The organism is Streptomyces sp. NPDC091371 (genome assembly GCF_040684275.1).
GTDB lineage: Bacteria > Actinomycetota > Actinomycetes > Streptomycetales > Streptomycetaceae > Streptomyces.
Map to the genome: position 1 here is coordinate 21,184 of NZ_JBFBFP010000036.1, position 12,966 is coordinate 34,149.

General features: G+C 73.4%; 10 protein-coding genes. 7 read left to right on the top strand and 3 right to left on the bottom strand.

The annotated features are described in order from the left end of the window. Positions 1-2: 2 nt before the first annotated feature. Positions 3-1,127: a type ISP restriction/modification enzyme gene (locus AB0O21_RS29550; protein WP_365175956.1), complete on the bottom strand. Its 1,125-nt coding sequence runs from the start codon at positions 1,125-1,127 to the stop codon at positions 3-5. Between the two features lie 144 nt (positions 1,128-1,271). On the opposite strand from AB0O21_RS29550, the gene AB0O21_RS29555 reads away from it, so the two are divergent. Then, a complete protein-coding gene (locus tag AB0O21_RS29555) occupies positions 1,272-1,436 on the top strand; it encodes a hypothetical protein (protein ID WP_365175906.1) in 165 nt (54 codons plus the stop codon). Between the two features lie 19 nt (positions 1,437-1,455). On the opposite strand, the gene AB0O21_RS29560 is transcribed toward AB0O21_RS29555, so the two are convergent. Next, positions 1,456-2,205 carry a GntR family transcriptional regulator gene (locus tag AB0O21_RS29560; protein ID WP_365175957.1) on the bottom strand — a complete coding sequence of 250 codons (750 nt, stop codon included), beginning with the start codon at positions 2,203-2,205 and terminating at the stop codon, positions 1,456-1,458. Positions 2,206-2,259: 54 nt separating this feature from the next. Then, on the bottom strand, positions 2,260-3,573 hold the full coding sequence (hmgA, locus tag AB0O21_RS29565; RefSeq protein WP_365175907.1) for a homogentisate 1,2-dioxygenase: 1,314 nt from the start codon (positions 3,571-3,573) through the stop codon (positions 2,260-2,262). Positions 3,574-3,775: 202 nt separating this feature from the next. Here hmgA and AB0O21_RS29570 point away from each other — a divergent pair, with 202 nt between their 5' ends. The 6 genes from AB0O21_RS29570 to AB0O21_RS29595 all read left to right on the top strand — a co-directional run bounded on the left by AB0O21_RS29570 (position 3,776) and on the right by AB0O21_RS29595 (position 12,938). Continuing rightward, complete coding sequence (locus AB0O21_RS29570) at positions 3,776-5,914, top strand: right-handed parallel beta-helix repeat-containing protein (protein ID WP_365175908.1); 2,139 nt, start codon at positions 3,776-3,778, stop codon at positions 5,912-5,914. Then, complete coding sequence (locus AB0O21_RS29575; RefSeq protein ID WP_365175909.1) at positions 5,911-6,834, top strand: hypothetical protein; 924 nt, start codon at positions 5,911-5,913, stop codon at positions 6,832-6,834. Before AB0O21_RS29570 ends, AB0O21_RS29575 begins: the two co-directional genes overlap by 4 nt. Before the next feature lie 178 nt (positions 6,835-7,012). After that, positions 7,013-8,314, top strand: a complete 1,302-nt coding sequence (locus AB0O21_RS29580) for a hypothetical protein (RefSeq protein ID WP_365175910.1) — start codon at positions 7,013-7,015, stop codon at positions 8,312-8,314. A gap of 55 nt (positions 8,315-8,369) precedes the next feature. After that, positions 8,370-8,990, top strand: coding sequence for a TetR/AcrR family transcriptional regulator (locus AB0O21_RS29585; protein WP_365175958.1), 621 nt, complete (start codon positions 8,370-8,372; stop codon positions 8,988-8,990). A 188-nt stretch (positions 8,991-9,178) separates the two neighbouring features. Continuing rightward, positions 9,179-11,413 (top strand): molybdopterin oxidoreductase family protein, encoded by a 2,235-nt coding sequence (locus tag AB0O21_RS29590; RefSeq protein WP_365175911.1) that lies wholly within the window; start codon positions 9,179-9,181, stop codon positions 11,411-11,413. A gap of 73 nt (positions 11,414-11,486) precedes the next feature. Continuing rightward, a complete protein-coding gene (locus AB0O21_RS29595; protein ID WP_365175912.1) occupies positions 11,487-12,938 on the top strand; it encodes a citrate:proton symporter in 1,452 nt (483 codons plus the stop codon). Positions 12,939-12,966 lie beyond the last annotated feature (28 nt).

Genomic DNA, 12,966 nt, shown 5'->3' on the forward strand with positions numbered 1-12,966 from the left:
CCCTAGAGCAGCGCGAACTGCCCGCCCGGGCCCTCCTCCTGGTGGTCCAGCACCGAGGCGGGCCGGCGGGACCAGCGCGGCGGCGGCAGCACCCCGGCCGCCCGCAGCTCCGCCGCGGACGGGCCCCGGCCCGGCTCGAAGGCGGCCCGCTCCGGCGCCAGCCCGGCCAGCAGCGACAGGGTCGTCACCAGCGCCAGCAGCTCCGAGGTCCAGGCCTGCGGCCACTCGGCCGGGCCCAGCGCCGCCAGCCCCTCGGCGTCCGGAGCGCGGTGCGCGACACGGGCCGCGAACCAGGCCTCCAGCACCCGGACGCCCTGGGCCTCGTACTCCCAGGCCCCGGCGGGCACGGGGGAGACCGTGCCCGTCCCGAGGCTCAGGGTCTCGCTCTCCGCGTCGTACGCCAGCCCGTGCGGCCACGCCCCGACCGCCGAGCGCACGTACGGGCGGCGCCCGCCCGGCAGCCGGGGCGGCTCCCCGCCGCGCGCGCCGCGCAGCTGGACGGTGAGCAGCCGGTGCCCCAGCTCCAGGCCGGCCCGCCAGCGCTCGGGGTCGGCCGCCAGGGGCACCTCGTACCCCCGCGGCCCCGGGCGGCCCGCCGCCAGGATCCAGCACAGCAGGTCCTCGGGGGTGACCCAGCCGCCGTAGCGTTCGCCGAGCAGGGGGAGCAGGCCGGGGGCGACGTTGGGCTCCGCGCCGCCGGGGCGCCGGTGCAGGGGGCGGATCCGGCCGAGCCGGCCGGCCGGGAGGTGCGCGCTGACCAGCAGCCCGGGGGTCTCGACGGCGAACAGCTGGTGCTCGTCCAGGACCCGCCACAGCTCCGGGCGGGCCGAGTCGATGAGCCGCTGGTCGGGCAGCAGCCACTGCTCGTCGAAGGGCTCGCGGAGCACCCGTACGGGCTCGGGGCACGGGCCCGGCTCGTCCGCGAAACGGGCCGTGGCCGCCGAGCGCTGACCCGGCAGCGCGGCCGCCCCGGCGGCGGGCGTACGCAGCCGGCTCGGGCGGAACAGCCGTTCCCGGTCGGCGCCTTCGGCACCGGTCAGGGCCGCCCAGCGGGCCCGCAGGGCGGCGGCATCGGGCGCGGCCACCCAGTCCCGGCCCAGCCGCAGGCCGCCCACGGACCAGGGCATCAGATCGTCCAGCAGCGGTACGTCTTCGCTCACGCCGCCGATGGTAGCGACGGGGCCCGGCGGCCGGGCTGCGCCCAGGCCGACGAGCTACGCTCCTTATGTACGCGCATGACGGCTATGCGCCGAATCGACCGAGGAGACGTCATGAGCCAGTACGACGAGTACTCGACTCCGTCGCAGGCCGAGGGAGAGCGGCTCGACGAGGACATGGACGAGAGCCAGATGAAGCAGACCCACCACCCGCAGACCATGCGCACCACGCCCTCCCAGGCCGAGGGCGAGCGGTCCGCGGAGGACGACGAGAAGTAGCGGGCACCCGGCGCCGTGCTCAGTGCGCGTCGACCGTCACCGTGAAGGAGAACCGGTCGCCGCGGTAGCGGATCCGCGCCACGTCCACCACCCGGCCGTCCTCGTCGTACGTCACGCCCGTGTAGTGCAGGATCGGGCTGAGCAGCGGGACCTGGAGCAGCTCGGCCGTCTCCGGGTCGGCGAGCCGCGCCTCGACCGTGTCCGTGATCCGGCTGATGCGCACCCCGACGACGTCCCGCAGCACCTTCGTCATCGGCCACCGTTCGAGGTCGGCGAGCTCCACGGACTCGGCGAACTCCGGAAGGACCGCGTTCTCGACCCAGTTGCTCGGCTCGCCGCTCTCGCGGTCGTGGCGCAGCCTGCGGTACGTGACCACCTCCGGGGTGTCCGGGAAGTGCTCCAGCAGCTCCCCGGACACGGCCGTCCGCCCGTGCCCGAGGATCGTCGTCCGCTCACCCGACTGCTGGGCCACGATCGCGTCGACCGAACCCAGCAGCCGCACCGGGGCGGCCCGCAGCGCCCCCGGCTCGATGAAGGTGCCGCGCCGCCGGTGCCGGCTGATGAGCCCCTCGCCCTCCAGCTCCTTGAGCGCCTGCCGCATGGTCAGCACGCTCACCCCGTAGTGCTCGGCGAGCTGCTCCTCGGTGGGCAGCCGCAGCGAGGCGTCCGGTGTGCGCCCGAGTATCGAGGCGCGCAGCGACTGCGACACCTGGTACCAGAGCGGCAGTTTCCGGTTCAGGACCAGCGAGTCGGGGGCGAAGGCGGTCACGGGGGTCACGGGTGCGGTCTCCGTAGGGCTGACAGGGGCGGTGTCCTGCGCATATTAGGCGCGGAAGTGGCGCTGGAGACCCTCCCAGACGTCGTCGTATCCGCGCTGGAGGTGGTCCGCGCCGGCCGCCTGGGCGGTGGCGGTGATCGGCCAGCGGGTCTCGAACATGAAGGCCAGGCCGTCGTCGATCTTCTGCGGCTTCAGCTCGGCGGCGCTCGCCCGGTCGAAGGTCTCCCGGTCCGGACCGTGCGCGGACATCATGTTGTGGAGCGAGCCGCCGCCGGGGACGAAGCCTTCGGCCTTGGCGTCGTAGGCGCCCTCGATCAGGCCCATGTACTCGCTCATCACGTTGCGGTGGAAGTAGGGCGGGCGGAAGGTGTCCTCGCCGACCAGCCAGCGCGGGGCGAAGACCACGAAGTCCACGCCGGCCAGCCCCGGGGTGTCGGTGGGCGCGGTCAGCACGGTGAAGATCGACGGGTCCGGGTGGTCGTAGCTGATGGTCCCGATCACATTGAAACGGCGCAGGTCGTAGACGTACGGAACGTGCGTGCCGTGCCAGGCGACCACGTCCAGCGGGGAGTGGTCGTAGGTGGCCGACCAGAGGTTGCCGCAGAACTTGTTGACCACCTCGGTCGGGCGCTCGACGTCCTCGTACGCGGCGACGGGGGCCCGGAAGTCCCGTGCGGCGGCGAGGCCGTTGGCACCGATCGGGCCCAGGTTCGGCAGCTCGAAGGGCTGGCCGTAGTTCTCGCAGACGTAGCCGCGGGCGTCGTCCCCGAGGAGCTCCACGCGGAAGCGCACGCCGCGCGGGATCAGGGCCATCTCGCCGGGGCCGGCACTGAGCAGGCCGAGCTCGGTGCGCAGCAGCAGCCCGCCGCGCTCGGGGACGATCAGCAGCTCGCCGTCGGAGTCGCTGAACACCCGGTCGGTCATGTCGGCGTTGGCGGAGTAGAGGTGGACGGCCATGCCCGTGCGCTGGGCCGCGTCGCCGTTGCCGCCCAGGGTCCACAGGCCGGCCAGGAAGTCGGTGCCGGGGGCCGGGTCGGGCAGCGGGTTCCAGCGCAGCCGGTTGGGGTCCGGGACGGCCTCGGTGAAGGGCGCGGTGCGCACGGCCCCGTTGTCCACGCGGGTGAAGGGCGGGTGCGCGGCCGAGGGGCGGATCCGGTACAGCCAGGAGCGGCGGTTGTGGGTGCGCGGCTCGGTGAAGGCGCTGCCGCTGAGCTGCTCGGCGTACAGGCCGAGCGGGGCCCGCTGGGGCGAGTTCCGCCCGAGCGGCAGTGCGCCGGGCACGGCCTCCGAGCTGTGCTCGTTCCCGAAGCCGGTGAGGTACTCCAGCGCCTCCGCCGTCTTCCTGGCCTGCTCGCTCATCTGCTGCTCCCGCTCCGTCGAAGGAATCCTATGGTCGACAGTAGGATTCCGCGGCCCGCGCGTCAACGGCGGACGGGGGGAGACCGGATCCGCGAGGCAGGAGACCGGATCCGCGCGGACGGGGACCGGATTCGCGCGGAGGGGGATCGGATTGGCGCGGAGGGGGCTCCCAAAAGATGAACAATGCTCTACTCTCACGCGCATGTCGTGGACCCGCAGGTTTCCTGCCGTGCCGGCGGCGTTCCTCGCCGCCCTCCTCGCTCTCCTGTCCCTCCTCGTCGCCGCGCCCGCCGCCAGCGCACACGAGGAGCGCCCCGTCACCTTCCCCGACGGCACCGGATCCGTACCCGAATACCGCAAGGCGGAGCCCGACCTGGTGGTCTGCAAGACCGACCGGCCCGACTTCGAACGCCGGATATCCGGCTTCCCGCAGGAGCTCAAGCAGCGCAACCTCGCCCTCTTCGAGCGGTGCGAGAAGAGCGGGTACCGCCACCTCCAGCAGGCCGTCGACGCCGTCGACCGGCCGGGCATGAACATCGCGATCCTGCCCGGCCTGTACGAGGAGGAGCCCTCACTGGGCAAGCCCACGGGGGAGTGCGCCGCGCTCAAGGCCCCGAACTCCTCGCTCGGCTACCAGATCCTCAGCTACGAGCAGCAGCTGGCCTGCCGCCACAACCAGAACCTCGTCGCCATCCTCGGCAAGACGAACCTGCAGATCGAGGGCACCGGCGCCTCCCGCATGGACGTCGTCATCGACGCCAAGTACCAGAAGCTGAACGGCATCCGCGCCGACAAGTCCAACGGCATCTACTTCCGCAACTTCACCGCCCAGCGCACCACCTTCAACTCGCTGTACGTCCTCGCGGGCGACGGCTTCGTCATCGACGACGTGCTGACCCGCTGGAACGACGAGTACGGCTTCCTGACCTTCGCCAGCGACCACGGGCTCTACAAGAACTGCGAGTCGTACGGGAACGGCGACTCCGGCATCTACCCCGGCAGCGCCTCCAACATCAACGACGGCCGCGGCTACGACGTCCCCCGGTACTCCATCGAGATCACCGGCTGCCACAGCCACCACAACATGGTCGGCTACTCCGGCACCGCGGGCGACTCCGTGTGGGTGCACGACAACGAGTTCGACCAGAACATGGGCGGCGCCTCGATGGACAGCGCCTTCCCCGGCCACCCCGGACTCCCGCAGAACCACGCCAAGTTCGAGCGGAACCTGATCCACGACAACAACCAGGACTACTACGGCCACGTCGCCGACGGCACCTGCGCCAAGCCGCCGATCGAGCGGGGCTACGAGCGGGGCGTGGTCTGCCCGCAGATCTCCATGCCGCCGGGCACCGGCATCATCACCGCGGGCGGCAACTGGAACCTCTACGAGAACAACTGGGTGTACGGGCACCAGCGCGCCGGCTTCTTCCTCAGCGCCGTCCCCGCCTTCATCCGGGGCGAGGAGGAGTGGTCCAAGCAGGCCGACACCTCCCACCACAACCGGTACGCGGGCAACGTCCTCGGCAAGGACAAGACCGGCGCCGCCCGCCCCAACGGCATGGACGTGTGGTGGGACGGCCAGGGCCGGGGCAACTGCTGGCAGGACGGCCCCGACGGCTCCACCCCCGGCACCGTCCCGCAGTGCGGCGGGACGCGCGGCGATCTCTCGGGGGCCTCGGCCCGGCTCGTCGGCGAACCGGTCAAGCTGGTCCAGCTCCTCGTCTGCGCGGACTACAACGTCCAGGCCCGCAAGCTCCCGGCCGGCTGCGACTGGTACGGCGCACGCGGCCTGGAGCGGGTCGAGACCCAGATCGCGCTGGCCGTGGCGGCGGTCCTGCTCCTGGTCGGCGGGGTCCTGTGGTGGCGCCGCCTGCGCACCTCCCGCCTGGGCACGGTCGCCTCCCTCCTCGGCCTGGCGGGCCTGGCCCTGGACGTGGCCGGCTCCACCATGCCGCTGACCGCGACCTTCGTCCCCGCCCTCGCCCTCCTCCTGCTCGGCCTGTGGTGGACGGGCGTGGGCATCGCCCTGCGCCCCACCCGCCCCTGGCTGGCCCGCCTGACCCTGCTGCTGGCCGGGCTGACCCTGCTGGACGCCTTCGACAAGGCGGTCCTGATGATCCCCTGGACCCCCCTGAGCCCCGCCTGGATACGGGCCCTGGTGGCCGTGGTCTGGGTCCTCTGGGCGGTCGTCGCCTCGGCCCGCCCCGGCACCCCGGCCCACCCCGCCGGCCCGGGCGGCGACCCGGCCGGCGACCGAGCCCCGGTCCCGGTGGGCCCCTCCCCGTCCCTGGGCGCGACAGCCCCCGAACCCCCGTCCACCCCGGAGGCCACCGCATGACCCACCACGCCACCGGCACCCCCGCCGAGCGCGAGTGGATCCGGTGCGACGTCTGCGCGGCCCCGCCCAGCGGGCCGCGCAGGCGCGGCCGGACCGCCCGGACCGCGGCCCTGCTCGCCCTCGTCCTGCTCCTGGCCGGCGGCGCGGCGACGGGCTGCGGCGGGCGGGCGACCACCCACCACAAGCCCGGCACCAGCCACGAACAGGCCTCCGGCAGCGCGGGCACCCTGCTCACCGCCGACGACGGCGCGGGCCACCGCCTCCGGGAGGTCCCCGCCGAGGGCGCGCCGGAGGTCCAGCTCACCGCCCGGCCGGACTCCGAGGACGGCTGGAACCTCCAACTCGCGGTGAAGAACTACCGCTTCACCCCCGACAGCACCGGCGGCGCAGCCCTCCCGGGCGCCGGCCACGCACACCTGGAGCTCGACGGACGCAAGATCGCCCGGCTGTACGGCCCCTGGTTCCACCTGCCCGCAGCGCAGGTCCCCGAGGGCGCGCACACCCTGACCGTCCGCCTCTACGCGGACGACCACACCGCCTGGGCGGTGTCCGGCAAGCCGGTCCAGGGCGCGCTCCAGCTCACCGCCGCCGCCCCGGGGCAGCCCGGCGGCCACAGCCACACCCCGCCGCCGTCCCCGGCGCAGCCGGAGCCGGCAGCGGACCGCACGGTCACCGTCACCGTCCGGGACGGCAAGGTCAGCCCCGCCCCCGCCCGCACCGAGCTGCGGCGCGGCGAGCGAGTCACCCTGCGCGTCACCAGCGACCGCGCGGACACCCTGCACGTCCACGGCTACGACAAGGAACTCACCCTGCCCGCGGGCCAGGAGGCCACCCTGACCCTGACGGTCGACCGTACGGGCCTCTTCGAGGTCGAGACCCACGAGTCCGGCCTCGTCCTGACCCAGCTCCTCGTCCGATGAGCCGGCACCCGCACTCGCACCGGCACCCGCACCCGCAGCCGCCGCTCCCCGGACTCGGGCCCGAGTCCGGGACGCCCGGCCGCGCCTGCGGTGCACCACCGACCCCGGCCGGCCGGTGGTGAGCCCCGCCGGGCCGGGACCCGTCCCGGGCGCGGGTGGCGGTGGCGCCGGCCAGGGCGTGGTCCTCCACCCGGCCGATCCGCTCACCGCACTCGCGCACGGCATCGGCTCCCAGCACGACCTGCCGATCTCTCCCTTCTACGCGTTCGCAGGTGCCTTCGCCGCACTCTTCGTCTCCTTCCTCGCACTCGGCCTGCTCTGGTCGACCTCCCGCTTCCGCGGAGACCGGTCGGGGCTCGCCCTCCCCGCCGCCCTCCAGCGGGCCGTCGACGCGCCGGCCACCCGTACCGCACTGCGCGCACTCGGCCTCGCCGCCGCACTCGCCGTCCTGCTCCACCTCCTCCTCGGCCCCGACGACCCCGCGCGCAACCCCGCTCCCGGCGCCGTCTACGTACTGCTCTGGGTCGGACTCGTCCCCGCCTCCCTCCTCCTCGGCCCCGTCTGGCGCCCGCTCAACCCGCTCCGCACCCTGCACCGCCTGCTCTCCCGGGCCCTGCGCCGCCCGGGCCCCGGCCGCCCCCTTCCCGCCCGGCTGGGCCAATGGCCCGCCGCCGCCGGACTGTTCGCGTTCACCTGGCTCGAACTCGTCGCTCCCGATCCCGCATCCACCACCACCCTCCTGATCGCCCTCGCCCTGTACTCCACCGCACAGCTGCTGCTCGCCGCCCGCTACGGCGAGCGCTGGTTCGACGACGGAGACGCCTTCGAGGCGTACTCCGCCCTCCTCGGCCGGCTCTCCCCCCTCGGCCGCCGCACCGACGGCCGCCTCGTCCTGCGCAACCCCTTCCACGGACTCGACGCGACACCCGAGCGGCCCGGACTCGTCGCCACCGTCTGCGTCCTCCTCGGATCCACCGCCTACGACGGCTTCTCCGACAACCCCTCATGGATCGACACCCTGCAGACCTCCCCCCTCGGCCGTACCCCCACGGCCACACTCGGACTACTCGCTTCCATCGCCCTCGTCGCCACCCTGTACTGCCTGTGCGCGGCGGCCACCCGACTCGTCAGCGGCCCGCACCCCGGCCCGCTGACCGCCTTCGCGCACTCACTCGTGCCGATCGCGCTCGGCTATCTCATCGCCCACTACTTCTCCCTCCTGGTAGTCGAAGGACCACGCACGGTAAGCATGGCACTGGGCACTGACAACGCCCCAGAACCCTTGCCGCCACTGGGTCCCGGCGGCCTCGCCGCCCTCCAGGTCATCGCCGTCGTCACCGGCCACGTGCTCGGTGTCGTCGCCGCCCACGACCGCTCCGTACGCCTCTTCCCACCCGCCAAAGCGGTCGCCGGACAACTCCCGCTGCTCGCGCTGATGATCACGTACACCGTCGGAGGGCTGAGCCTCCTGCTGAACTAGCCGAACCAGCCGAGAGCCCGGGCCCCCGCCGGACCGAGGAACGAGGAGCGGCATGATGGACCCCGTGCCTCCTGCCCACCCCATGCGCCGTACGCCGATCCAGCAGCGCAGCGCCGACCGGCTCGCCCGGATCCTCGACGCCTGCGCGGAACTCCTGGACGAAACCGGGTACGAGAACCTCAGCACCCGGGCCGTCGCCCTGCGCGCCGGCGTGCCCATCGGCTCGGTCTACCGCTTCTTCGGCAACAAGCGGGCCATGGCCACGGCCCTCGCCCACCGCAACCTCGACACCTACGCGGACGGCATCGCGGCCCGCCTCGACGACCTTCCCGCGACCGACTGGCGGCCCGTCGTCGACGCCGTGCTGGACGAGTACCTCGCCATGAAGCGCACCGTCCCCGGGTTCGCGCTCGTCGACTTCGGCGTGCCCGCGCCGCCGGCCGAGGGCCCGGCCTCCGACCCCAACCACCTGGTCGCCGCCCGCCTGACCGAACTGCTCTGCGCGCACCTCGGCCTGACCCCGGACGCCGCCCTGGGGCGGGCGGTCCTCGTCGCCGTCGAAGCCACGGACGCCCTGGTCCAACTGGCTTTCCGCGCGGACCCGGCGGGCGACCCCGCCATCGTCGCCGAGACCCGCGCGATGATGCACGCCTACCTCGCCCGCGTACTGGACTGAAGCCCCCCGCGCCACCCGGCACCGCCTCGGTCGCGCAAGCCGTCCCCACCCGGAGCGACCTCGGTCACGCATGCCGTCCGCCCTCCATGCGACCTCGGTCGCGCAGGACCCTCCCCACCGTGCCTACCGGTCGGTATGCTCGGTGCGCCCGCGTGTCCGTGCCGCAGCCTGCCGCCCCTGGAGGGCCCATGCCCCGCACCGCCCTGCGCATCTGCCCCCTCTGTGAAGCCACCTGCGGACTCACCCTCACCATCGCCGGCACCGCCGTCACCGGCGCCCGCGGCGACCGCGAGGACGTCTTCAGCCGCGGGTTCATCTGCCCCAAGGGCGCCGCCTTCGGGCAGCTCGACGCCGACCCGGACCGGCTGCGCGGCCCCCTCGTCCGCCGCGGCGGCCGACTCCGGGAGGCCACCTGGGAGGAGGCATTCGACGCCATCGCCGCCGCCGTCCCCGCACTCGTCGAGGAGCACGGGGCCCAGTCGGTCGGCGTCGTCCTCGGCAACCCGAACGTCCACACCATGGCCGGCGCCCTCTACCCGCCGCTGCTCCTCAAGGCCCTCGGCACCCGCAACCTCTTCACCGCCAGCACCCTCGACCAGATGCCCAAGCACGTCTCCAGCGGCCTGCTCTACGGAGACCCCTTCGCCATCCCCGTCCCCGACCTCGACCGGACCGACTTCCTGCTGCTCCTGGGCGCGAACCCGGTCGAGTCCAACGGCTCCCTGTGCACCGCCCCCGATTTCCCGGGCCGCCTCAAGGCCCTGCGCGCCCGCGGCGGCACCCTGGTCGTCGTCGACCCGCGCCGCACCCGCACCGCCGCCCTCGCCGACCGCCACCTCGCACCGCGCCCCGGCAGCGACGCCCTGCTCCTCGCCGCCCTCGCGCACACCCTGCTCGCCGAGAAACTCGCCGCCCCCAGCGTGCTGGAGGAACTGACCGAGGGGATCGGGGAACTCACCGCCGCACTCGGGAGTTTCACTCCTGAGGCCGTAGCACCCGCATGCGACCTCCCGGCCGACGAGATCCGCGCCCTCGCCCGCGAGCTCGCGGCCGCGCCCACCGCAGCCGTCTACGGGCGGATCGGCAGCTGCACCGTCGAGTACGGCACCCTCGCCAGCTGGCTGGTCGACGTCCTGAACATCGTCACCGGCAACCTGGACCGGCCGGGCGGAGCCCTCTTCCCGCTCCCGGCCGCCGGCCCGCGACCGCGCCCCGCGGGGCCGGGCAGGGGCTTCGCGCTCGGCCGCTGGCACAGCCGGGTCAGCGGCCACCCCGAGGTCAAGAGCGAACTGCCCACCGCCGCCCTGGCCGAGGAGATCGAGACGCCGGGGGACGGGCGGATCCGCGCCCTGATCGCCATCGCCGCCAACCCGGTCCTGTCCGCACCCGACGGCGACCGGCTCGACCGGGCCCTGGCCGGCCTCGACTTCATGGTCTCGATCGACCCCTACCTGAACGAGACCTCCCGCCACGCGCACGTCGTGCTGCCTCCGCCGCCGCCCTCGCAGAGCGCCCACCACGACTTCGCCTTCAACGGCTTCGCCATCCGCAACCAGGTGCGCTACACCCGCGCCGCCGTCCCCCTCGAAGCGGGCCGGCTCGACGAGTGCGAGATCCACGCGCGCCTCGTCCTGGCCGTCTCCGGCATGCACGGCACCGCGGGCCCGGACGCGGTCGACGAACTCGCCATCCAGAGCACCCTCGCCAAGGAGACCGCAGACCCGCGCTCCCCGCTGCACGGACAGGACCCGGCCCGCCTCGCCGGCCTGCTCACCGGGGAGAACGGCCCCGAGCGCCGCCTCGACCTGATGCTCCGACTCGGGCCGTACGGAGACATGTTCGGCACCGCGACCGAGGGTGAGGGGCTCCGCCTGGAGCGGCTGCTCGCACACCCGCACGGCATCGACCTGGGCCCGCTGCAACCCCGGCTCCCGGGCGTGCTGAGGACCCGCAGCGGCAGGATCGAGCTGCTCCCGGACCCGATCGCGGCCGAGCTCCCCAGGCTGCGCACGGCGCTCGCCGACCGGCCCGCCGGCCTGGTGCTCGTGGGCCGCCGCCATCTGCGGTCGAACAACAGCTGGTTGCACAACGTCCCGGCCCTCACCGGAGGTTCCAACCGCTGCACCCTCCAGGTCCACCCGGAGGACGCCGACCGGCTGGGCCTCGCCGACGGGGGCCGGGCCCGAATCACCGCCGACGGCGGGAGCCTGGAGGTTCCCGTCGAGATCACCGACGCCGTCCGCACGGGAGTGGTGAGCCTCCCGCACGGCTGGGGGCACGACCGGCCCGGGTCCCGGCTGTCGGTGGCCTCCGCCGTGCCCGGAGTCAACGTCAACCAGCTGCTCGACGGCACCCTGCTCGACCCGCTGTCCGGCACCGCCGTGCTCAATGGCTTCCCCGTCGCGCTCACACCCCTGCCCTGAGCTGGGGTTTTGCTCGTATTGCTCACGGCCGGACGTCTTGTTGGCGTAAGGAGGCGGCACCTACCTTCCCCCCATGCTGACCTTCCTCGGCTTCGCCATGATCGCGACGTTCCTGGTCCTGATCATGATGAAGAAAATGTCGCCCATCGCGGCGCTCGTCCTCATCCCCGCGCTGTTCTGCGTCTTCGCCGGACAGGGCGCGCACCTCGGCGACTACGTCATCGAAGGCGTCGGAAAGCTCGCCCCGACCGCCGCCATGCTGATGTTCGCCATCGTCTACTTCGGCGTGATGATCGACGTCGGCCTCTTCGACCCGATCGTCCGGGGCATCCTGCGCTTCTGCAAGGCCGACCCCGTCCGGGTCGTGGTCGGCACCGCCGTCCTCGCCGCGATCGTCTCGCTCGACGGCGACGGATCGACCACCTTCATGATCACCGTCTCGGCCATGTACCCGCTCTACAAGCGGCTCGGCCTGAGCCTGGTGGTCATGACCGGGGTCGCGGCCACCGCGAACGGCGTCATGAACACCCTGCCCTGGGGCGGCCCCACGGCCCGCGCCGCCACGGCCCTCAAGCTCGACGCCGGAGACATCTTCGTCCCGATGATCCCGGCCCTCGCGGTGGGACTGATCTTCGTCTTCGTCCTCGCGTACGTGCTCGGACTGAAGGAACGCCGCCGCGTCGGCCTCCTCTCGCTGCCGGAGACCGCGGAGCGGCAGGAGCGGGACCAGGAGCCGGAGCGGGAGCAGGACCATGAGCTGGTCATGGCCTCCGCGGGCGCGGAGGCGACCCCCGCCGGAACCGGCGCGCCGGCCGGACCGGGCACGGGTACCTCCGAGGGCTCCCCGGCGGGCTCCGGTTCCGGTTCCGGGTCCGACGACGGCTTCCAGGGCCTCGACCCCCGCCGCCCCACCCTGCGGCCGAAGCTGTACTGGTTCAACGCCGGCCTCACCGTCGCCCTCCTCACCGCGATGATCATGGAGCTGCTGCCCATCCCGGTGCTGTTCCTGCTCGGAGCGGCCCTCGCGCTGACCGTGAACTTCCCGCACATGCCCGACCAGAAGGCCCGGATCGCCGCCCACGCCGACAACGTCCTGAACGTCGCCGGCATGGTCTTCGCCGCCGCCGTCTTCACAGGCGTCCTCACCGGGACCGGCATGGTCAAGCACATGGCCGACTGGCTCGTCGGCGCCATCCCCGAGGGCATGGGCCCGCACATGGCGCTGGTCACCGGCCTGCTGAGCCTGCCGCTCACCTACTTCATGTCCAACGACGGCTTCTACTTCGGCGTCCTGCCCGTCCTCGCCGAAGCCGGCGCCGCCCACGGGGTCTCCCCGCTCGAAATCGCCCGAGCCTCCCTAGTCGGCCAGGCCCTGCACATGTCCAGCCCGCTGGTTCCGGCCGTCTACGTCCTCGTCGGCATGGCGAAGGTCGAGTTCGGCGACCACACCCGGTTCACCGTGAAATGGGCCGCGCTGACCTCCCTGGTCGTCCTCGCGGCGGGGATGCTTTTCGGCATCATCTGACCCCCTCCGCCCCTGGCGCCGGGAAAAC